The 20,113-nt window shown below is 61.5% G+C and carries 18 protein-coding genes, 3 tRNA genes and 1 pseudogene; 16 read left to right on the forward strand and 6 right to left on the reverse strand.

Features of this window, described 5'->3' with window-relative positions; genetic code table 11:
• Positions 1-4: 4 nt before the first annotated feature.
• Genes modC through modA form a run of 3 tightly spaced genes read right to left on the reverse strand, consistent with a single transcriptional unit; the run spans position 5 to position 2,542 of the window.
• Complete coding sequence (gene modC / locus CW305_RS18630; RefSeq protein ID WP_104098586.1) at positions 5-1,102, reverse strand: molybdenum ABC transporter ATP-binding protein; 1,098 nt, start codon at positions 1,100-1,102, stop codon at positions 5-7.
• Positions 1,099-1,803: a molybdate ABC transporter permease subunit gene (gene modB, locus CW305_RS18635; protein WP_181063910.1), complete on the reverse strand. Its 705-nt coding sequence runs from the start codon at positions 1,801-1,803 to the stop codon at positions 1,099-1,101. The genes modC and modB overlap by 4 nt, the downstream gene beginning before the upstream one ends.
• A complete protein-coding gene (gene modA, locus CW305_RS18640) occupies positions 1,784-2,542 on the reverse strand; it encodes a molybdate ABC transporter substrate-binding protein (protein WP_104098664.1) in 759 nt (252 codons plus the stop codon). The genes modB and modA overlap by 20 nt, the downstream gene beginning before the upstream one ends.
• A gap of 148 nt (positions 2,543-2,690) precedes the next feature.
• On the opposite strand from modA, the gene CW305_RS18645 reads away from it, so the two are divergent.
• Positions 2,691-3,239, forward strand: coding sequence for a glutathione peroxidase (locus tag CW305_RS18645; protein WP_104098588.1), 549 nt, complete (start codon positions 2,691-2,693; stop codon positions 3,237-3,239).
• 48 nt (positions 3,240-3,287) lie between these two features.
• Here CW305_RS18645 and CW305_RS18650 read toward each other — a convergent pair.
• Both CW305_RS18650 and CW305_RS18655 read right to left on the reverse strand, forming a co-directional pair.
• A pseudogene (locus CW305_RS18650) lies at positions 3,288-4,610 on the reverse strand (OmpP1/FadL family transporter).
• Between the two features lie 197 nt (positions 4,611-4,807).
• The gene (locus CW305_RS18655) at positions 4,808-5,653 is read right to left on the reverse strand and encodes a sulfurtransferase (protein ID WP_104098589.1); all 846 of its coding nucleotides are present in this window, start codon (positions 5,651-5,653) and stop codon (positions 4,808-4,810) included.
• Positions 5,654-5,794: 141 nt separating this feature from the next.
• Here CW305_RS18655 and rnd point away from each other — a divergent pair, with 141 nt between their 5' ends.
• The 12 genes from rnd (at position 5,795) to CW305_RS18715 (ending at position 15,613) form a co-directional block, all read left to right on the forward strand.
• Positions 5,795-6,919, forward strand: coding sequence for a ribonuclease D (gene rnd / locus CW305_RS18660; RefSeq protein ID WP_045665866.1), 1,125 nt, complete (start codon positions 5,795-5,797; stop codon positions 6,917-6,919).
• Entirely contained in the window at positions 6,916-7,209 is a 294-nt protein-coding gene (locus CW305_RS18665; RefSeq protein WP_014819737.1) for a YcgL domain-containing protein, read from the forward strand. Before rnd ends, CW305_RS18665 begins: the two co-directional genes overlap by 4 nt.
• A gap of 87 nt (positions 7,210-7,296) precedes the next feature.
• On the forward strand, positions 7,297-7,698 hold the full coding sequence (locus tag CW305_RS18670) for a hypothetical protein (protein WP_014819738.1): 402 nt from the start codon (positions 7,297-7,299) through the stop codon (positions 7,696-7,698).
• Positions 7,699-7,803: 105 nt separating this feature from the next.
• Positions 7,804-8,253, forward strand: a complete 450-nt coding sequence (locus CW305_RS18675; protein WP_023444358.1) for a YcgN family cysteine cluster protein — start codon at positions 7,804-7,806, stop codon at positions 8,251-8,253.
• A gap of 67 nt (positions 8,254-8,320) precedes the next feature.
• Positions 8,321-9,541, forward strand: a complete 1,221-nt coding sequence (locus CW305_RS18680) for a M61 metallopeptidase family protein (RefSeq protein WP_104098590.1) — start codon at positions 8,321-8,323, stop codon at positions 9,539-9,541.
• Positions 9,542-9,590: 49 nt separating this feature from the next.
• Positions 9,591-10,607, forward strand: a complete 1,017-nt coding sequence (gene ltaE / locus CW305_RS18685) for a low-specificity L-threonine aldolase (RefSeq protein WP_104098591.1) — start codon at positions 9,591-9,593, stop codon at positions 10,605-10,607.
• 169 nt (positions 10,608-10,776) lie between these two features.
• Positions 10,777-13,401, forward strand: coding sequence for an alanine--tRNA ligase (alaS, locus tag CW305_RS18690; RefSeq protein ID WP_104098592.1), 2,625 nt, complete (start codon positions 10,777-10,779; stop codon positions 13,399-13,401).
• A gap of 119 nt (positions 13,402-13,520) precedes the next feature.
• Positions 13,521-14,759, forward strand: a complete 1,239-nt coding sequence (locus CW305_RS18695; protein ID WP_014819743.1) for an aspartate kinase — start codon at positions 13,521-13,523, stop codon at positions 14,757-14,759.
• Between the two features lie 179 nt (positions 14,760-14,938).
• Entirely contained in the window at positions 14,939-15,124 is a 186-nt protein-coding gene (csrA, locus tag CW305_RS18700; protein ID WP_003283978.1) for a carbon storage regulator CsrA, read from the forward strand.
• A gap of 62 nt (positions 15,125-15,186) precedes the next feature.
• Positions 15,187-15,277 (forward strand) — tRNA-Ser (locus CW305_RS18705).
• Between the two features lie 111 nt (positions 15,278-15,388).
• Positions 15,389-15,465: transfer RNA gene (locus CW305_RS18710), tRNA-Arg, on the forward strand.
• A gap of 71 nt (positions 15,466-15,536) precedes the next feature.
• A tRNA-Arg gene (locus CW305_RS18715) sits at positions 15,537-15,613 on the forward strand.
• Between the two features lie 49 nt (positions 15,614-15,662).
• Here CW305_RS18715 and CW305_RS18720 read toward each other — a convergent pair.
• Positions 15,663-16,145: a DUF4124 domain-containing protein gene (locus tag CW305_RS18720; protein ID WP_031297717.1), complete on the reverse strand. Its 483-nt coding sequence runs from the start codon at positions 16,143-16,145 to the stop codon at positions 15,663-15,665.
• Between the two features lie 334 nt (positions 16,146-16,479).
• Here CW305_RS18720 and mgtE point away from each other — a divergent pair, with 334 nt between their 5' ends.
• The 3 genes from mgtE (at position 16,480) to oadA (ending at position 20,103) form a co-directional block, all read left to right on the forward strand.
• Positions 16,480-17,913, forward strand: a complete 1,434-nt coding sequence (gene mgtE / locus CW305_RS18725) for a magnesium transporter (RefSeq protein ID WP_014819745.1) — start codon at positions 16,480-16,482, stop codon at positions 17,911-17,913.
• Positions 17,914-18,053: 140 nt separating this feature from the next.
• On the forward strand, positions 18,054-18,296 hold the full coding sequence (locus tag CW305_RS18730; protein WP_041013465.1) for an OadG family protein: 243 nt from the start codon (positions 18,054-18,056) through the stop codon (positions 18,294-18,296).
• Between the two features lie 22 nt (positions 18,297-18,318).
• A complete protein-coding gene (gene oadA, locus CW305_RS18735; RefSeq protein ID WP_104098593.1) occupies positions 18,319-20,103 on the forward strand; it encodes a sodium-extruding oxaloacetate decarboxylase subunit alpha in 1,785 nt (594 codons plus the stop codon).
• Positions 20,104-20,113 lie beyond the last annotated feature (10 nt).

Here is a 20,113-nt window from a genome sequence, read left to right on the forward strand (position 1 = left end):
CCGCTCAGCCCAGCAGCGCCACCGTCTTGATCTGCGCCCAAAGCGCCTGACCGGGCGTAATGGCCAGCTGATCGGCCGAGCGCCGGGTGATGCGTGCCAGCAGTGGCGTGCCGCCGGCATCGAGGCGGATCAGTACGTGGGCCGGCGTATCGGCCGCGACCATCGCCTCGACCCGAGCGGGGAGCAGGTTGGTGATGCTGCTGCCTTCGGCGCGCTGCAGCGCCAGGCTCACGTCGCGGGCGTGCACACGAAAGCGCAGGCGTTGGCCCAGGGCTTCAGGGCGCTGCGATACCAGCACTTCGCCGCCGGGAAAGGTCAGCCGGGTGAGGTGGTAGTGGGCGTCGTGCCCAGCGATCTCACCCTCTACCACGACGCCGGCGTCATCGCTGAAGGCCGTCGGCAGGTCCAGTCGGGCCAGCGTCTCACGCAGCTCGCCTTGGGCGATGGCCCGTCCCTGCTCCAGCAGCACGACGTGATCGGCCAGCCGCGCCACTTCGTCCGGCGAGTGGCTGACGTAGAGCACGGGGATATCCAGCTCGTCATGCAGGCGTTCCAGATAAGGCAGGATCTCACTCTTGCGCTTGAGGTCGAGCGCGGCCAGCGGTTCGTCCATCAGCAGCAGGCGCGGGCTGGTCAGCAGTGCGCGGGCGATGCCGACGCGCTGGCGCTCGCCGCCGGACAGCCGGTCGGGCATGCGCTCGAGCAGATGGTCGATACCCAGCAGCGCTACCGCCTGATCCAGCGCCACACGGCGCTCCGCCGCCGCCACGCGACGCATGCCGAACTCCAGATTGCGCCGCACCGACAGGTGGGCGAACAGGTTGGCCTCCTGAAACACATAACCGATTGAGCGGCGATGCGGTGGTACGAACAGGTTCTGCGCGCTGTTCTGCCAGTGTTCGCCATTGACGGTCAGCTGGCCCTGACCTGAGCGCTCCAGGCCCGCCACGCAGCGCAACAGGGTGGTCTTGCCCGAGCCGGAATGGCCGAACAGCGCGGTCACTCCACGGCCGGGCAATTGCAGATCGACATCCAGGCTGAAGTCGGCGTAGTCGAGGCGAAAACGTGCCTGGATTCCGCTGTGGGTTGCAGCGTCGCTCATCCGCGCCACCCTTGCTTTAACCGGCTGCCATAAAGCACCAGCAGCACCAGAAATGAGAACAGCAGCATGCCGCCAGCCAGCCAGTGCGCCTGGGCGTACTCCATGGCTTCGACATGATCGTAGATCTGCACCGACACCACGCGTGTCTGCCCCGGAATGTTGCCGCCGATCATCAACACCACGCCGAACTCGCCGACGGTGTGGGCGAAACCGAGGATGCTTGCGGTAATGAAGCCGGGACGGGCGAGCGGCAGAACCACACTGAAGAAGGTGTCCCAGGGGCCGGCGCGTAGTGTGGCGGCGGCTTCCAGCGGGCGCTCGCCAATGGCTTCGAAGGCGTTCTGCAAGGGTTGCACCACGAACGGCAGCGAGTAGAACACCGAGCCGACCACCAATCCGGCAAAGGTGAACGGCAGGGTGCCGAGCCCAAGACTCTGGGTGAACTGGCCGATGAAACCGTTGGGGCCCATGGCCACCAGCAGGTAGAAGCCGAGCACAGTCGGCGGCAGTACCAGCGGCAACGCGACCACGGCCCCGATCGGGCCCTTCATGCGCGAGGTGGTGCGCGCCAGCCACCAGGCGATGGGTGTGCCGATCAGCAGCAGGACCAGCGTGGTCACGCTGGCCAGTTTGACGGTCAGCCAGATTGCTGCCAGGGCCACGCTGTCCAGCGGCATGCTGCTACTCCAGCCCGTAGCCATAGGACTGGATCAGCGCGCGGATCTGCGGCTGCGCCAGGTAATCCAGCAGCGCTTTGGCTGCAGGGTTGTCTTGCCCTTTGGTCAGCAGCACGGCTTCCTGGCGGATGGCCGGGTGGATGTCGGTGGGCACAACCCAGCCCGAGCCGGTAGCGATCCGGCCATCCTTCGCCACTTGGGACAGCGCGATGAAGCCCAGCTGCGCATTGCCGCTGGCGACGAACTGGTGGGTCTGCGCGATATTTTCGCCCTGCACCAGGCGGCCGCGCAGGGTGTCGTCGAGCCCGAGATGTTCCAGTGTGGCCAGGGCGGCAGCGCCATAGGGCGCAGTTTTCGGGTTGGCCATGGCGAGGTGGCGGAAATCGCCCTTGCGCAGCAGGTCAGGGCCGTCCTGCACCAAGCCCGCAGTCGGCGACCACAACACCAGGCGGCCAACGGCATAGGTGAAGCGGCTACCGGGTATGGCCGCGCCTTCCTGCTCGAGCCGCCCTGGCGTGGTGTCATCCGCTGACAGCAGGACCTCGAACGGTGCGCCATTGCGAATCTGCGCATAGAACTTGCCGGTAGCGCCGAAGGAGAGTCTGGCCTGATGGCCGGTGTCGTGCTCGAAGCGGCCGGCGATTTCCCGCATCGGTGCCGTGAAGTTGGAAGCGACCGCCACCTGCACCTGTGCCGCGAGGGCATTGCCGAACGGCAGCAGGAGGAGAGTCAGTGCGTAGCGGAGTGCTCGAGATGGATGCATGCGGCCTCGTTCGGTGCAGAGCGGCTGGGGCGCATCATATTGCAGTTTGGGCGAGCTGTGATTGACCGGACGCGCTTCGGCCTGCGCGGGCATTGTCGCGGGCACGGCGGCGGAGTAGCGTTGTGATCCCGCGACCGGAGAACTGGCCATGAATATCACTCGTCCCCTGGCGGCACTGACGCTGGTTTTCGCCAGCGCCTCGGTGATTGCCGCCGAATGCCCGGCACTGCTGCAGCATGAGTTGCCCAAGTTGCGCTCCAAGGAAACCGTCGATCTGTGCAGCCAGTTCCAGGGCAAGGCTCTGGTGGTGGTCAACACCGCCAGCCATTGCGGCTTCACCGGGCAGTTCAAGGGGCTCGAAGCACTCTATCAGCGTTACAAGGACGACGGCCTGGAGGTGATCGGCGTGCCCTCGGATGACTTCTTCCAGGAGGCCGATGACGAGGCCGAGACGGCCGAGGTCTGCTACGTGAATTACGGTGTGACCTTCACCATGACTCAGACGCAGCCGGTGCGGGGGCGCGATGCGACGCCGTTGTTTCGCCAGCTGGCCGAGCAGGCCGGAGCAGCGCCGCGCTGGAACTTTTACAAGTACGTGGTCGACCGGGAAGGGCGCGTCGTCGCGCATTTTTCCAGCAAGGTCGCGCCGGATGACCCGCGTCTGATCGCAGCGGTGGAGAAGGCGTTGGAAAGGTAGAAACAAAAAAGCCCCGGCGGACCGGGGCTTTTTCGTTCTTTCGCTACATCAGAAGCGGTAGCTCAGAGCAGCGCCAAAGCCGTGGGCGCGGTTCTTGAACGTCGCGTCATAGTTGGCCTCGAGCGCACCGCCCTGGTAGGTGCGGCTGCGATTGATGTCCACTTCTTCCTCTCGCAGATAGGAATAAGCGAGGTCGACGGTGACGTCGTCAGTCGGATTCCAGGCCAGGCCGAAGCTGATAGCCGTGCGGTCGCCGGTCGGGATGCGCGGAGAGCGATGTACGTTGTTGGTCGGGCTCTGGTCGAAAGCCAGGCCAGTACGCAGGGTCCACTCACGGTTCAGCTTGTAGGCTGCGCCGATGGCATAGGACCAGGTGTCATGCCAGTCCTGCTCTTCGACGATGGGCGCGAGGTTGCCTTGCAGCGGGCCTGGAATTCCATCGTTCTCGATGATGATCGCTTCGAAGCGGCTCCAGCGGGTCCACATCGCACCACCGTACAGGGTCCACTGATCGTTGAGCTCGTGGGTCAGCGAGATATCTACCGATTCTGGTGTGTCCAGATCAAGGGATGCTTCGTATTTGCCGGCCGCTCCGGTCAGATCGAAGCTGCCGCCGGAGAGCTTTGTGTCACCCTCCAGCTTGTAGGCGACCTTGGAATGGTAGGTGACACCAGCACGGGTTTGCGGGGTGAACTCGTAAAGGACACCGGCGTTGAAGCCCAGCGCCGTGTCGTTACCGGTAACTTTCACACGCCCGTCGTTGGAGCCCAGCGGGCCGGCAGGGTTTGGCGAAGTGCTTTGCAGTTCACCTTCGATACGGTTGATAGTCGGCCCGAAACCTACCGACAGCTTGTCGTTGAAACGGTAGCTGATGGTTGGTTGCACAGTGATCACGCTGACTTCGCTGTAGTCGCCGAAATAGCGTCCCTGGTAGCCGCTTTCATAATCGGAGACCAGGCCGAACGGGACATACACGCCCACACCAACAGCCCACTTATCGTCGATCGGCTTGACGTAATAGCCCATCGGGACGGCCGTGAACGGGACCATGTCGCCGTCGTTGCTACCGTCGTAGGGCAGATTGGCGCCGCCCAAGGCAGGGCCGGAGAACGATCCCTAATTATTCTTGATATCCGTCTTCGCATGAATCGCCGCCATGCCGAAGCTGACTTCCTCACGCTTCAGGCGGGACATGCCGGCAGGGTTGCCGAACAGGGTGGTGGCGTCGTCGGCGGAAGAGGAGCGACCTGCAAACGAGGTGCCCATGCCGCTGATGCTTTGTTCGTTGAGGGCAAAACCGGCGGCCATGGCCTGGGTGGACAAGGCGCCTACGGCTACCGCGAGCGCGGTCTTCAACCATGTTGTTTTCATTGTTCTACTACTCCGGGATGAAAGCGGGTCGGAACCTAGCAACTTTCTCCGACAGGTAGCAAGACAATGAATTGCAATTTTTCGTAAAGATGACGACTAACGGTCGTGAAAACAAATGTAACTTCGGTGAAAACCCCGTGGACGTATTCTGACTGGCGAGCCACGCTGCGCGTTGGGCGCAGCGGGTCTCGTCGGTATCAGGCGCGTGGCCGGCTTGGGTCGGTGATCCATTCGCTCCATGAACCTGGGTACAGCGTCGCCAACGGGTAGCCTGCCAGACAGAGCGCGAACAGGTTGTGACAGGCGGTGACACCGGAGCCGCAATAGGCCACTGCAACTTGCGGTGACTTGCCGTCCAGCAGCTGATCGAATCGGCCGCGTAGCTGCTCGGCATCGAGAAAGCGACCATCACTGCCCAGGTTCTCGCTGAAGGGCGCGCAAACGGCACCGGGAATATGCCCGCCGATCGGGTCTATGGGCTCGACCTCGCCGAGGAAACGCGGCAGGGCGCGTGCGTCGAGCAGTGCCAGCTCGGGGCTATGCAGGCGTTCTTGCAGTCGCGCTGCATCGACGACCATGCTGTCGTCTGCGTTGCCGTCGAAATGGCCCGCCTGCATCGCGGGCGTGGTGCTTTCCATGGGCAACCCCGCTTCTCGCCAAGCGTTTACGCCCCCGTCCAGCAGGTAGACGCCCTCACGCTTGCCCAGCCACAGCAACAGCCACCACGCCCGAGCGGCAAACGCGCCGGGGCCGTCGTCATAGAGCACCACTTCGCTGTCGCCATCGAGGCCCCATTGGCGCAGGCGAGTCAGCAACTGCTCAGGATCCGGCAGTGGGTGGCGTCCGGTGGTGCCGGGGATCACCGGGCCGGACAGGTCTTTTTCCAGATCGGCGAACTGCGCGCCGGGAATATGCGCCTTCCTGTAACTACTCTCGCCATAGGCCGGATCTTCCAGGGCGAACCGGCAATCCAGAATCAGCAGGTCGGGGGTGTGCAGGTGCTGGGCAAGCTCAGCGGCGGTAATGAGTTGGGCCAGTGGCATCGGTGCGGCTCCAGGCGGATTGATCGGTCAACACTACCAGCGCGCGTGGCGGTCATGAATGCCCCGGCCGCTCGGATGCTCGATATATACTGCGCGCCTCGTTCGGCCGTGCGCCGGTCGTCAGCCGAAAAGGAGGGCCGTGTGGCCATCGAAACTCAATGGGTTCTGGATGATGAACATCTGACCCGCCTGTGCGCCGAATGGCGCCAGCTGCCCTATGTGGCAGTGGATACCGAATTCATGAGGGTCGATACCTTCTACCCCATCGCCGGGCTGATACAGGTCGGTGACGGGCGGCGTGCCTATCTGATCGACCCGCTGAGCGTACGTGACTGGTCCGCGTTTGCCGTGTTGCTGCAAGACCCGGCGGTGGTGAAAGTGCTGCACGCCTGCAGCGAAGACCTCGAAGTACTGCTGCGTCTGACCGGTAGCCTGCCGCAGCCGCTGTTCGACACCCAGCTGGCGGCCGGTTACCTGAATATCGGTTTCTCCATGGGCTACTCGCGGCTGGTCCAGGCGGTACTCGGCATCGAGTTGCCCAAGGGCGAAACGCGCTCGGACTGGTTGCAGCGGCCTCTGAGCCACATGCAGGTGCAATATGCCGCCGAGGATGCCCAGCATCTGGCCGAATTGTACGAAGCACTGCTGCCGAAGCTGTCCGAGGACAAGCGTGCCTGGGTACTGGAGGATGGTGCCGAGCTGGTGGCCAACCTGCAGCGCGAATCCGATCCCGATGAAGCCTACCGTGATGTGAAGCAGGCCTGGCGGCTCAAGCCGCAGCAGCTCGCCGTGCTCAAAGTGCTGACGGCCTGGCGCGAGCGTCAGGCCCGTGCGCGCAACCAACCGCGCAATCGCGTGCTGCGTGAAGCCAGTCTCTGGCCGCTGGCGCGCACCCAGCCGCGCGATCTGGTGACGCTGGCCCGGATCGAGGACATGCATCCGCGTACCGTGCGCCAGGATGGTGAATTGCTGCTGGAGATGATCCGTGAGGCCGCGGCGACGCCCGAACAGGATTGGCCGGCACCGCTACCGGAGCCATTGCCGCTGGAGGTGTCGTCCGTACTGAAAAAGCTGCGTGCGGTCGGCCAGCGCGAAGCGCAGGCGCTGGATATCGCACCGGAGCTGATGTTGCGCAAGAAAACGCTCGAGGCGCTGCTCAAGAGCGGCTACCCCGATGGACCCTATGAACTGCCCGAATCGCTGCGCGGCTGGCGCCGTGAGCGGATGGGGCAAGCCCTGCTCGATGCTCTGGAAAAACGACCATGAAAGTCATCTGTTCCATCTACAAAAGCCCACGCAAGGACGGAATGTACCTTTACGTCGAAAAGCGCGATGCGCTCAAGCGTGTCCCCGAAGGTCTGATCGCGGCGTTCGGGCCGCCGCAGCTGGCCTTCGAAATGGTGCTGACGCCCGAGCGCCAACTGGCACGCGAAGACATCACCAAGGTGCTCGCCAATCTCCAGGCACAGGGTTATCACCTGCAGATGCCGCCCGCCGAGGACGATTACATCGAGCATCTTCCCGAAGAGCTGCTGCGCATGAATGATCCGATGTAAACACCTGCTCGATCCTGACGCTGGACAAGATGCGTCGGCCGGATCGGAACTACGCTCTTCTGACCGTACATGCATAAGGAGACGACGATGAAAACGCGTTCTTTGGTGATCGGTTCGGTAATGGCGGCTCTGGCGATGTCGGCCGGCGCGCAGACGCCCTCCAGCGATAACGAAGCCTGGCAGCAGCATTGGCAGAAGATGCAGGAGTACCGGCAGGCCTGGCAGTCTGCGAAGACCCCGCAGGAGCGACAGAAACTTCGCGAAGAGCATTGGCAGAGCATGCAGTCCGGTATGGGTGGCATGGCCGGGTGCCCGATGGGCGGGCCCGGCGGCGGAATGGGCAAGCAGGGTGGCAAGCCGATGCAGGGCGCCATGGGTGGCGGCATGATGGGCGCGCCGTCGAAGGAGATGCTCGACATGCGTATCCAGCACATGGAGCAGATGCTCGAGCAGATGCGTAGTCACCGGCAGATGCTCGACAAGCAGTAGCGCTCGATGTAGCCGCCGGCTCCTACCGGCGGCATCCGCCTGGCGGCTCTTGGCCGGATATCCGACAGTGGCTAGACTTGCCGGTTTTTACCGGTAGTGACAGTCATGGCGGCCAAGGTCGAACCCTTCTGGATGCGCAAAACCCTTGCCGAACTCGATGCGGCGGAATGGGAGTCGCTGTGCGACGGATGCGGCCTCTGCTGCCTGCAGAAGCTTGAGGACGAGGAAGACGGCGCCGTTTACTACACACGTATCGCCTGCAAGCTGCTCGACCTGAAGACCTGTCGCTGCAGCGATTATCCCAACCGGCGCGCCAGTGTGCCGGACTGCATACAGCTGAACGCTTCCGATGCTGCTCAGTTCAAATGGCTACCGCCCACCTGCGCCTACCGCCTGGTGGCCGAGCGCAAGGACCTGCCGCTCTGGCATCACCTGGTCTGTGGCGACCCTGAAGCGGTGCACGTCGAGCGGATTTCCCAGTCGGGCCGGATGCTCGCCGAAGGCAGCGTTGCCGAGGAGCACTGGGAAGACCACCTGATTTTCCGTGCCGGTTGAATCTAAGCCTCGTTTGCATCGTCTCAAGATCAGCACACCCCGCGCGTTTCCGATGGAGTTCTCCTTGATGCTTGTTCGACTGCTGTCGCTGTTCGCTCTTGTTCTTTTCGTCAGCACCGAGGCCCACGCGGCCAAGCGGGTCGACCTGGACTATCTCGTGCGTTTTCTGCCCGACGAGGATCAGGCCGAGGTGCAACTGATCCTGGAGAAAGGCGAAGCGGTTCGTAGCCTGGAGTTCAATCTGGGCGATGACGGCTACTACAGCGATTTCGTAGCGGATGGCGAGTGGTTGCAGGCGTCGCCGGAGCGTGGTGCCTGGCGACCCGCCGAAGGCAAGGCGCGTCTCAGCTACCGCGTGCGTATCAGCCATCCGCGCGACAACGGACGCTACGACGCACGGATGACCAGTGATTGGGCGCTGTTCCGTGGCGATGATCTGGTGCCGCCGGCCCGGCTCGATCAGGTCGACGGCGTGAAACTGGTTTCGCGCATCACCTTCGAGCTGCCCGAGGGTTGGAAGAGCATCGAAACCGGCTGGCCGCGTGTCGGCAAGAATCGCTTCCGCGTGGATAACCGTGAGCGGCTGTTCGACCGGCCGACCGGCTGGATGCTCGCCGGCAAGCTCGGTACCCGTCGCGCCAAGCTCGGCGAAACGGACGTCACCATCGCGGCGCCGGTTGGCGAGGGCGTCCGGCGGATGGATATTCTGACGATGCTGACCTTCGTTTGGCCGCAGGTACAGAATGTCTTTCCCCGCGACCCGGCGAAGCTGCTCATCGTCGGTGCCGGCGACCCCATGTGGCGTGGCGGGTTGTCCGGTCCGAACTCCCTGTACATGCACGCCGACCGGCCGATTGTCAGCGAGAACGGTACAAGCTCGCTGGTGCATGAGCTTGTTCACGTCTTTAGCCGCATCAAGGACAGCGACCGCAGTGACTGGATCACTGAGGGGCTGGCCGAGTACTACGCCATTGAGCTGGTGCGTCGCGCCGGTGGCATGAGCGAAGACCGCTACCAGGCGGTACGTGAGCATCTGACCAAGTGGAGTCGCAAGGTCGACAGCTTGCGCACCGAGCGCTCGACAGGGCCGATCACCGCCCGTGCCGTGCTGCTGTTGCAGGAGCTGGACAAGGAGATCCGTCAGCGCAGCAAGGGCCGCCATTCGCTCGACGACGTCAGTCGTGGCTTGATGCGCATGGATACGGTCAGCACCGACGCCTTCATCGAAATGACCGAGACGCTGCTGGGTGGTGGCTCGAAGGTGCTCGATACTCGCCTGCTGCGCTGATGGCGGCCGCGGAGCGTCGTTGGCCTTGTCCTGAGCCCGAGGAGATCTCATGTCCGTGATTGATCTACGAAGCGACACCGTTACCCAGCCCACCGCAGCAATGCGCGAAGCGATGCTTGCCGCCGAAACCGGTGACGATGTCTATGGCGAAGATCCAACGGTCATTCTGCTCGAACGGCGCCTCGCAGCCGACCTAGGCTTCTCTGCGGGGATGTTCGTGCCGTCCGGCACCATGAGCAATCTGCTGGCGCTGATGGCGCACTGCGAGCGTGGCGATGAATACATTGTCGGGCAGCAGGCCCATACCTACAAATACGAGGGCGGCGGAGCGGCCGTGCTCGGCTCGATCCAGCCCCAGCCGATCGAAATGGAAGCCGACGGAACGCTGGATCTGGCGCGTGTCGAGGCTGCGATCAAACCAGACAATTTTCACTTCGCCCGCAGTCGCCTGCTCGCGCTGGAAAACACCATGCATGGCAAGGTTCTGCCGCTGGACTACTTGGCCGCGGCTCGCGACTTCAGCCATCGTCACGGGCTGGCGCTGCACCTCGATGGCGCGCGGCTGTACAACGCTGCGGTGAAGCTCGGCTGCGATGCGTGCGAGATCACCCGGCATTTCGATACGGTGTCGGTCTGCCTGTCCAAGGGCCTCGGCGCGCCAGTCGGCTCGGTGCTGTGCGGCAGCGAGGCGTTCATCGCCAAGGCCCGGCGTCTGCGCAAGATGGTCGGCGGCGGCATGCGCCAGGCCGGCATTCTCGCCGCCGCTGGCTTGTACGCGCTGGAGCACAACATCGGGCGATTGGCCGATGACCATCGTCGTGCACTACAGCTCGGCGATCAGTTGGCAGCCCTCGGCTTCGCTGTGGAGCCGGTGCAGACCAACATGGTCTATGTCGAGATGGGGGGAAAGGCAGCGGCGCTGACGGCCTTCTGCGCGCAGCGTGGCATTCGCCTGACGCCTGCGACTCGGCTGCGGCTGGTTACCCATATGGACCTGCATGACGAGCATCTTCCGGTAGTGGTGAATGCATTCGCCGAATTTGCCGAAAACATGGGCCGTTGCTGACGTCGAATTGCTTGATTCAATCGCCTTTATCCCCTATACCCGGCGCGCAGGCCCGATATAATGCGGCCCTTTGCCGGCTATCCGTTGGGTAGTTGCGAACCGGTTTTGGTAGTCTCGCCTCGCCGTGTCGTTTTGCAGCCGTTCGGCCGCAGTCCTCTGGAAGAAATCTATGAAAAGCGCAGAAATCCGTGAAGCCTTCCTCCGCTTCTTCGAAGAGAAGGGCCACACACGCGTGGCCTCAAGTTCGCTGATTCCGGCGAACGACCCAACCCTGTTGTTCACCAACGCCGGCATGAACCAGTTCAAGGACTGCTTCCTCGGCCTGGAAAAGCGCGCCTACACCCGCGCCACCACCAGCCAGAAGTGCGTGCGGGCGGGCGGCAAGCACAATGACCTTGAGAACGTCGGCTACACCGCGCGTCACCACACCTTCTTCGAGATGCTCGGCAACTTCAGCTTCGGCGACTATTTCAAGCGCGACGCCATCATTTACGCCTGGGAGTTCCTCACGTCCGAGAAGTGGCTGAACCTGCCCAAGGAGAAGCTCTGGGTCACCGTCTATGCCAGCGACGATGAGGCCTACGACATCTGGACCAAGGAAGTCGGCGTGCCGGCCGAGCGCATGGTGCGAATCGGTGACAACAAGGGCGCCCCTTACGCGTCGGACAACTTCTGGGCGATGGGCGACACCGGCCCATGCGGTCCCTGCACCGAGATTTTCTTCGACCACGGCGAGCACATCTGGGGCGGCCCGCCCGGCTCGCCGGAGGAAGATGGCGATCGCTACATCGAGATATGGAACAACGTCTTCATGCAGTTCAACCGCACGGCCGATGGCGTCATGCATCCGCTGCCGGCGCCGAGTGTCGACACCGGGATGGGCCTCGAGCGCATCAGTGCGGTCCTGCAGCACGTCAACTCGAACTATGAAATCGACCTGTTCCAGAGCCTGCTCAACGCAGCAGCGGATGCCATCGGCTGCGCCAACGAAGGTCAGGCTTCACTGAAGGTCGTCGCCGACCATATCCGCTCCTGCGGCTTCCTCATCGCCGACGGCGTGACCCCGTCCAACGAAGGCCGCGGTTACGTCCTGCGCCGCATCGTTCGCCGTGCCTGCCGTCACGGCAACAAGCTGGGCGCCAAAGGCAGCTTCTTCCACCGTATCGTCGCCGCACTCGTTGCGGAAATGGGCGATGCGTTCCCTGAGCTCAAGCAGCAGCAGGCGCATATCGAGCGTGTGCTGAAGAACGAGGAAGAACAGTTCGCCAAAACCCTGGAGCAGGGCCTGAAAATCCTCGAGCAGGATCTGGCTGGCCTGACCGGCAGCGTCATACCCGGCGATGTGGTGTTCAAGCTGTACGACACCTACGGCTTCCCGGTCGACCTGACCGGCGACATCGCCCGCGAGCGCAATCTGACCCTCGACGAAGACGGTTTCGAACGTGAAATGCAGGCGCAGCGTGAGCGTGCGCGTTCGGCCAGTGCCTTCGGCATGGACTACAACAGCTTGGTAAAAGTGGAAGGCGAAACGCGCTTCCTCGGTTACCAGGGCACATCCGGTGCCGGTAAGGTGCTTGCGCTGTTCAAGGAAGGCATGGTGGTCGACAGCCTGAGCGCTGGCGAGGAAGGCGTCGTGGTGCTCGATCAGACGCCGTTCTATGCAGAGTCCGGCGGCCAGATTGGGGACTGTGGTTATCTGGCGGCAAAGGGCTTGCGTTTCGATGTCCGCGATACCAGCAAGGCCGGCAGCGCATTCCTGCATCACGGCATCGTCGACAGCGGCACGCTGCACGTCGGTGCGGATGTCGAGGCGACTGTCGATGCGTCCGTGCGCCAGGCCACTGCGCTCAACCATTCGGCAACCCACCTGCTGCATGCCGCGCTGCGCGAGATTCTTGGCGAGCACGTCAGCCAGAAGGGCTCGCTGGTGGACAGCCAGCGCCTGCGCTTCGACTTCAGCCACTTCGAGGCGATCAAGCCAGAGCAGCTGCGCGCGCTGGAGGATCGGGTCAACGCCGAGATTCGCCGCAACTCCGCGGTGGAGATCGAGGAAACCGATATCGATACCGCCAAGGCCAAGGGAGCGATGGCGTTGTTCGGTGAAAAGTACGGTGACTCCGTGCGGGTGCTGACCATGGGCGGTGGCTTCTCGGTCGAGTTGTGCGGCGGTACTCACGTAAACCGCACTGGCGATATCGGGCTGTTCAAGATCACCAGCGAAGGCGGCGTGGCGGCTGGTGTTCGGCGGATCGAGGCGGTCACTGGCGCACCTGCATTGGCCTACCTCAATGCAGCCGAGGAACAGCTGAAAGAGGCGGCGAACCTGGTCAAGGGCAGCCGTGACAATCTGCTCGACAAGCTCGGTGGGATTCTTGAGCGCAACCGTCAGCTGGAGAAGGAACTCGAGCAGCTCAAGGCGAAGGCGGCCAGCGCAGCAGGCAACGACCTGGCGACCTCCGCCTTGGACGTGAAGGGCGTGCGCGTGCTTGCTGCGCGCCAGGACGGGCTGGACGGCAAGGCGTTGCTGGCGCTGGTCGACCAGCTGAAGAACAAGCTGGGCAGCGCCGTCATCCTCCTGGGTGGTGTTCAGGACGATAAAGTGGTGCTGGTCGCGGGCGTAACCCAGGACCTGACTGGTCGTTTGAAGGCCGGCGACCTGATGAAGCAGGCCGCGGCAGCGGTTGGCGGCAAGGGGGGCGGTCGTCCGGATATGGCGCAAGGCGGCGGCAGCGAGCCGGCCAAGCTGGATGATGCGCTGGCACTGGCGGTGCCATTTACCGAGCAGGGGCTTTGATTCAGTTACCGTGCTGCGTCCCGCCGGCGCCGTCGAGCGGGTCTGGTTGAGCCGGTGCTTGGCAGGTTTCGGGGTTGTTTGATTAATGATCGCCCTTCAGGGGCTCTAGGCGGCTAACAATGGCTTTGATCGTACAGAAGTTTGGAGGCACCTCGGTCGGCACTGTCGAGCGGATCGAGCAGGTGGCCGAGAAGGTCAAGAAGTTCCGCGACGGTGGAGACGATATCGTCGTGGTCGTCTCGGCAATGAGTGGCGAAACCAACCGCCTGATCGATCTCGCCAAGCAGATCAGTGATCAGCCGGTCGCCCGAGAATTGGATGTGATGGTTTCCACCGGTGAGCAGGTGACCATTGCCCTGTTGGCGATGGCGCTTATCAAGCGCGGCGTACCGGCGGTGTCCTACACTGGCAATCAGGTTCGTATCCTCACCGACAGCGCCCATACCAAGGCACGCATCCTGCAGATCGATGGCCAGCGGATCCAGCGCGACATCAAGGCTGGGCGGGTTGTTGTGGTGGCTGGCTTCCAGGGTGTGGACGAGAAGGGCAATATCACTACCTTGGGTCGTGGCGGCTCGGATACCACAGGCGTGGCGCTGGCCGCTGCGCTGAAGGCCGACGAATGTCAGATCTATACCGATGTGGATGGCGTCTATACCACCGATCCTCGGGTCGTGGCCAAGGCTCAGCGACTGGACAAGATCACCTTCGAGGAGATGCTGGAAATGGCCAGCCTCGGCTCCAAGGTGCTACAGATTCGGGCGGTTGAGTTCGCCGGTAAGTACAGCGTCCCGCTGCGCGTACTGCACAGTTTTCAGGAGGGTCCGGGTACCCTCATTACCCTTGATGAAGAGGAATCCATGGAACAGCCCATCATTTCCGGCATCGCCTTCAACCGCGACGAGGCCAAGCTGACCATCCGTGGGGTCCCGGATACGCCCGGTGTGGCGTTCAAGATCCTCGGGCCGGTCAGCGCGGCGAACGTTGAGGTGGATATGATCGTGCAGAACGTCGCGCACGATAACACCACCGACTTCACGTTCACTGTGCATCGCAACGACTACAACAATGCGTTGCAGGTATTGCAGGGCATTGCATCCGAAATGGGCGCTCGTGAGGTCATCGGCGATACGGATATCGCCAAGGTGTCGATCGTCGGCGTAGGCATGCGTTCGCATGCCGGCGTAGCCAGCCGCATGTTTGAGGCCCTGGCGAAGGAAAATATCAACATTCAGATGATTTCGACGTCGGAAATCAAAGTGTCGGTAGTGATCGAGGAGAAGTATCTCGAGCTTGCCGTGCGTGCTTTGCATACTGCGTTCGAACTTGATGCGCCCGCCGGCAATACTGCGGAATGATTCGCAGAAGGCGCGCTAGTCCGCGCCTTCTGTCGTATTGGGTCATGCGAAAAGGAACTTTAGGCTCCTGCGCGCGGGTCAATACCTGTTGAAAGGCTCTAGCTTCATGTTTTACGGACATTTTCCGTATTTATCTTTGCAGACTGTTTACTGAACTGAATCCGTTTAAGGAGAAAGGAATGCTGATTCTGACTCGCCGGGTTGGAGAAACCCTGATGGTGGGTGACGATGTGACTGTCACCGTGTTGGGTGTGAAAGGAAACCAAGTACGTATCGGCGTCAATGCGCCCAAGGAGGTGGCGGTGCATCGCGAGGAGATTTACCAACGGATCCAGAAAGAGAAGGATCAGGAACCAAGCCACTAATTTTTCTGTAATTTTCGGCTTTGCAAACGGGGCAAAGATGGGTATTATGCGCCCCGTGTTGCGGAGAGGTGGCCGAGTGGCCGAAGGCGCTCCCCTGCTAAGGGAGTACACCTCAAAAGGGTGTCGGGGGTTCGAATCCCCCCTTCTCCGCCATTTTGCATTCTAGGGTTCAGGGTTCTCGCGGCAGCCTGCTTTCATATAAGAAAGCGCCACGGCAAAGTGCTTGACCGTCAATGTTTACTCCCTATAATGCGCACGCTCAGCGCACTCATAGCTCAGCTGGATAGAGTACTCGGCTACGAACCGAGCGGTCGGAGGTTCGAATCCTCCTGAGTGCGCCACACTTCGAATGATCGGCAGAAATGCGGATCACTCAAGCCACCAGCGGTGATCTGGTCTAACAAGCACTTACGCACTCATAGCTCAGCTGGATAGAGTACTCGGCTACGAACCGAGCGGTCGGAGGTTCGAATCCTCCTGAGTGCGCCAACCAAGAGAAGGGCCTGCAGCGATGCAGGCCCTTTTTCGTTTTCGAGCGTTAGCGTCTGCCAAGAACGCAGCCGAACTCGTCGAAGCTGACGGTGCGTACCTGGCCGCTGCTGCTGCGAAAGCGCAGGCGTTCCCGCCCGTTGCTACTTGTGATGCTCTCCGGTCGCCCGAATGCGCTTTCGACGTCACTGCGAGTCATGCCGGTGCGGATCTGTTTGTTGATGATTGCGCTGCGCCGTTCGCTGCTGGTTACTCTGTTGCCGCAACCGTCATCTCGTTCGGCGACTATCGCCAGGCTTTCGCCTTCACTGCCGGCGGGGCTTTTCCTGGTCTTGAGGGTCGCCATTGGCACGGCTTTCCCTGAACTGGGTGTTGGATTGGTTGCGCGCTGCCGTTGCTGTCTTTGGTTTTCCGGGCAGCCTTGCTGGCTGAAGGTGACATGCCCGGATTGGTCGACGCAGCGAAATACGCTTGCTGAAAATGCGGGGGTGGATAGCAATAGCAGGCTCACACCTATGGACAGTGCTCTCATTCTCGTCCTCCATGACTGAACAACTGTCCATTCAGGCTACTCAATAAAAGCTGCTCGTACATTCGTGTCTCTTCGCAGCGTGAAGGCGTCGACAGAATGTCGGCTTCTCCGTCGCAAGCTTTTCTGCATCTTTGACGCAGCCCTTGTGATGGCCGTGTTTGAGCGCGTCGGGCCGCTGATTGCGATGTTATGATGCCCGCATCTGCCCCTCAGGGTTTGTGGAACAACCTTTCTTTATGGACTTACCCAGTAGTCGTTCACGTTTCCAATTTGCCAATCACGTACTGATTGATTGATTTTCCCTGGCGTGCTCCCGGCCAGGGTGGAGTGCGCCATGACAGAAGTAGAAGCAAAAAAGCCCCAAGAGACCCTGCAAGATCGCCTGGCGCAGGTGGTCGATCTGCTGCAGCGCCGTCGCCTCGGTGAGGACGGGGAGTACCGGCAGGACGGCGAGCAGGGTGAGATCTACGACGAGAGTCAGATTCTCGCCGAGCTGCAACGCAAGCTCGACGAATTGCATCCTGCTGACGTCGCTCACATTCTCGAAGCGCTACCGCTCGAAGAGCGACTGACAGTCTGGCAACTGGTCAAGGCCGAGCGAGACGGCGATATCCTGCTCGAGGTGTCCGACGCAGTTCGGGAAACGCTGATCGCCGATATGGACGATCACGAACTGCTTGCCGCGGCGAAGGAAATGGACGCCGACGAGCTGGCAGACCTGGCGCCGGAGTTGCCGCGCGACGTCGTTCATGAGTTGATGGAAAGCCTCGATGCGCAACAGCGCGAGCGCGTGCGATCAGCGCTGTCCTACGAAGAGGATCAGGTCGGGGCACTGATGGACTTCGAGATGGTGACCATCCGTGAGGATGTCAGTCTCGAAGTGGTGTTGCGTTATCTGCGCCGCCTCAAGGAGTTGCCGGGCCACACCGACAAGCTGTTCGTGGTCGACTACGACGGTGTGCTCAAGGGCGTGCTCCCGATCAAGCGTTTACTGGTTAACGATCCGGACAAGCAGGTCGCGGAGGTGATGGCCAGCGATCCCGTCACCTTTCACCCGGATGAAGACGCCTATGACGCGGCGCAGGCCTTCGAACGTTATGACTTGGTATCGACGCCGGTCGTCGACAAGGGTGGCAAGCTGATCGGGCGTCTGACCATCGATGAGATGGTTGACCTGATCCGTGAGGAGAGTGAAAGCGAAGTTCTCAACATGGCCGGTCTGCGCGAGGAGGAAGACATCTTCGCCTCCGTTTGGAAATCCGTCCGTAACCGTTGGGCCTGGCTCGCGGTCAACCTGGTCACTGCATTTATCGCCTCCCGGGTAATCGGCCTGTTCGATGGCTCGATCGAGAAGCTGGTGGCCCTCGCGGCCCTGATGCCAATTGTCGCAGGCATTGGCGGAAATTCGGGTAATCAGACAATTACCATGATCGTGCGCGCAATGGCGTTGGATCAGGTGGGTACCGGTAATACGACCCGACTGTTGCGCAAGGAGGTCGGGGTTGGCCTGGTCAACGGGCTGGTCTGGGGTGGTGTGATCGGTGCGGTGGCCTGGTGGCTGTATGGCAGCTGGTCTCTGGGGGTAGTCATGACGGCGGCTATGACACTGAACCTGCTGCTCGCTGCGCTTATGGGCGTGCTGATTCCTATGACGCTGGCGCGCCTGGGGCGCGATCCGGCAATGGGGGCAAGCGTCATGATCACTGCCATGACAGACAGCGGCGGGTTCTTCATTTTCCTTGGATTGGCGACCATTTTTCTGCTGTAGCGGTACTTTTCGCGCTTTATTGGGGTTTGCCTTATTTCGCTGTTTCGGGCTAAGGTTCGGCCGTTTCGTGTGTCGCGAAACGTGTCCGAACCCACGCAGCGAATAACAAGCAGCTTGAGCTGCTGACAAGGGAACTCCCGATGACCCCCAGCCAACTCCTGCTCGAAGGCGTCGAACTCATGCTGTTCGGCATCGGTTTCGTCTTCGCCTTTCTCGTTCTGTTGATCCTCTGCATTCGCTTGATGTCCTACCTCGCCGGCCGCTTCGTCACTGAGCCGGCGCCTCGAGTAGCGGCCGCTCAGGTTGCGAGCGCTGAAACAGATGCGGATATTCTTGCAGCCATCCAGGCCGCGATTCATCAACACCGCGCGCGACGCGGTTGACTCTGGAAAGGGAGTTCCTTCCATGACCATTGCTAAACAGCCGCTCGGCATAACCGATGTGGTGCTGCGTGATGCGCACCAATCCATTCTAGCCACCCGTGTTCGCTTGGAAGACATGTTGCCGATCGCTGCCAAGCTCGATCAGGTTGGTTTCTGGTCGGTGGAAAGCTGGGGCGGTGCGACCTTCGATGCCTGTATCCGCTACTTGGGAGAAGACCCTTGGGAGCGCATTCGCGAACTCAAGAAGGCCATGCCCAACACGCGCCAGCAGATGCTGCTGCGAGGCCAGAACCTGCTGGGCTATCGGCACTACGCCGATGATGTCGTGGAAAAATTCGTCGAGCGCGCCGCTGTAAATGGCGTCGATGTCTTTCGCGTATTCGACGCTATGAACGATCCGCGCAATCTCGAAACTGCCCTGCGTGCCGTCAAACAACAGGGCAAGCATGCACAAGGCACCATTTCCTATACCACCAGTCCGGTGCATACGCTGGAGATGTGGGTCGATCTGGCAAAGCAGATCGAGGATATGGGCGCCGACTCGGTGGCGATCAAGGATATGGCAGGCATCCTTACGCCGTACATGGCGTTCGAGCTGGTGTCGCGCTTGAAGTCCAGCCTTGCGATTCCGATCCATATGCAGTGCCACGCTACAGCCGGCCTGTCGACGGCCGCCATCCTCAAGGCAGTAGAAGCGGGTATCGACAATGTCGATACAGCCATTTCGTCGCTATCGATGACCTACGGACATTCTCCGACGGAATCGGTGGTGGCTATTTTCCAGGGTACGGAGCGCGATACCGGCCTGAACCTGGAGCTGCTCGAGGAAATCGCGGCGTACTTCCGCGAGGTTCGCAAGAAATACGCGAAATTCGAGGGCACCCTGCGCGGTGTCGACTCGCGAATCCTCGTGGCTCAGGTGCCCGGCGGCATGTTGACCAATATGGAAGGTCAGCTGAAGGAGCAGGGCGCTCTGGACAAGTTCGACGACGTGCTTGCTGAAATCCCTCGCGTTCGTGAAGACCTCGGCTTCATCCCGCTGGTGACGCCCACGTCGCAAATCGTCGGTACCCAGGCGGTGATCAATGTGCTGATGGGAGAGCGCTACAAGTCGATCACCAAAGAGACGGCAGGCGTGCTCAAAGGTGAATACGGTGCGGCCCCTGCGCCTTTCAATTCCGAGCTGCAGGCTCGTGTGCTGGAGGGGGCCGAGGTGATCACCTGTCGTCCCGCAGACCTGCTGCAGCCGGAAATGAATCGACTTACTGCCGAACTGAAAGGGATCGCAAAAGAGAAAGGCATCAAGCTCGCTACGGATTCGATCGATGATGTGTTGACCTATGCACTGTTCCCCCAAATCGGATTGAAGTTTTTGGAGAACCGTGGAAACCCATCCGCGTTCGAGCCGGCGCCAACCGGAGGCGATCTACTACCGCGAGAGGCGGGCAAGCCGGAGGTCTACACCGTTGAAGTCAACGGCAAATCTTTCGTCGTACAAGTGAGCGATGGCGGCGATATCGAGGGCATCAAGCCTCTCGGCGCTGGTGGCGGCGCTACCAGCGCGGTGGCTGGTTCTGCCGCCGTGCCTGCCAGCGGTGAAACCCAGGCGGCGCCGCTGGCGGGCAACATATTCAAAGTGCTGGTGCAGCCCGGACAGTTGGTCCAGGAGGGCGATCTGGTGATGATTCTCGAAGCCATGAAAATGGAAACCGAGATCCGTGCGTTCAAGGCCGGCACCGTCGCCTCCGTCAGCGTTAAGGTGGGCGACGCGGTTTCGGTCGGTGACAGTCTGCTGAGCATCGGCTAAGGGGAGTCCC

It is taken from the genome of Stutzerimonas kunmingensis (assembly GCF_002929225.1).
In the GTDB taxonomy this organism is placed as follows: domain Bacteria; phylum Pseudomonadota; class Gammaproteobacteria; order Pseudomonadales; family Pseudomonadaceae; genus Stutzerimonas.

Coding starts and splice junctions, on each gene's coding strand:
- modC (WP_104098586.1), bottom strand. CDS start 1,102: ATGAGCGACGCTGCAACCCACAGCGGAATCCAGGCACGTTTTCGCCTC.
- modB (WP_181063910.1), bottom strand. CDS start 1,803: ATGGCTACGGGCTGGAGTAGCAGCATGCCGCTGGACAGCGTGGCCCTG.
- modA (WP_104098664.1), bottom strand. CDS start 2,542: ATGCATCCATCTCGAGCACTCCGCTACGCACTGACTCTCCTCCTGCTG.
- CW305_RS18645 (WP_104098588.1), top strand. CDS start 2,691: ATGAATATCACTCGTCCCCTGGCGGCACTGACGCTGGTTTTCGCCAGC.
- CW305_RS18655 (WP_104098589.1), bottom strand. CDS start 5,653: ATGCCACTGGCCCAACTCATTACCGCCGCTGAGCTTGCCCAGCACCTG.
- CW305_RS18665 (WP_014819737.1), top strand. CDS start 6,916: ATGAAAGTCATCTGTTCCATCTACAAAAGCCCACGCAAGGACGGAATG.
- CW305_RS18670 (WP_014819738.1), top strand. CDS start 7,297: ATGAAAACGCGTTCTTTGGTGATCGGTTCGGTAATGGCGGCTCTGGCG.
- CW305_RS18675 (WP_023444358.1), top strand. CDS start 7,804: ATGGCGGCCAAGGTCGAACCCTTCTGGATGCGCAAAACCCTTGCCGAA.
- CW305_RS18680 (WP_104098590.1), top strand. CDS start 8,321: ATGCTTGTTCGACTGCTGTCGCTGTTCGCTCTTGTTCTTTTCGTCAGC.
- ltaE (WP_104098591.1), top strand. CDS start 9,591: ATGTCCGTGATTGATCTACGAAGCGACACCGTTACCCAGCCCACCGCA.
- alaS (WP_104098592.1), top strand. CDS start 10,777: ATGAAAAGCGCAGAAATCCGTGAAGCCTTCCTCCGCTTCTTCGAAGAG.
- CW305_RS18695 (WP_014819743.1), top strand. CDS start 13,521: ATGGCTTTGATCGTACAGAAGTTTGGAGGCACCTCGGTCGGCACTGTC.
- csrA (WP_003283978.1), top strand. CDS start 14,939: ATGCTGATTCTGACTCGCCGGGTTGGAGAAACCCTGATGGTGGGTGAC.
- CW305_RS18720 (WP_031297717.1), bottom strand. CDS start 16,145: ATGAGAGCACTGTCCATAGGTGTGAGCCTGCTATTGCTATCCACCCCC.
- mgtE (WP_014819745.1), top strand. CDS start 16,480: ATGACAGAAGTAGAAGCAAAAAAGCCCCAAGAGACCCTGCAAGATCGC.
- CW305_RS18730 (WP_041013465.1), top strand. CDS start 18,054: ATGACCCCCAGCCAACTCCTGCTCGAAGGCGTCGAACTCATGCTGTTC.
- oadA (WP_104098593.1), top strand. CDS start 18,319: ATGACCATTGCTAAACAGCCGCTCGGCATAACCGATGTGGTGCTGCGT.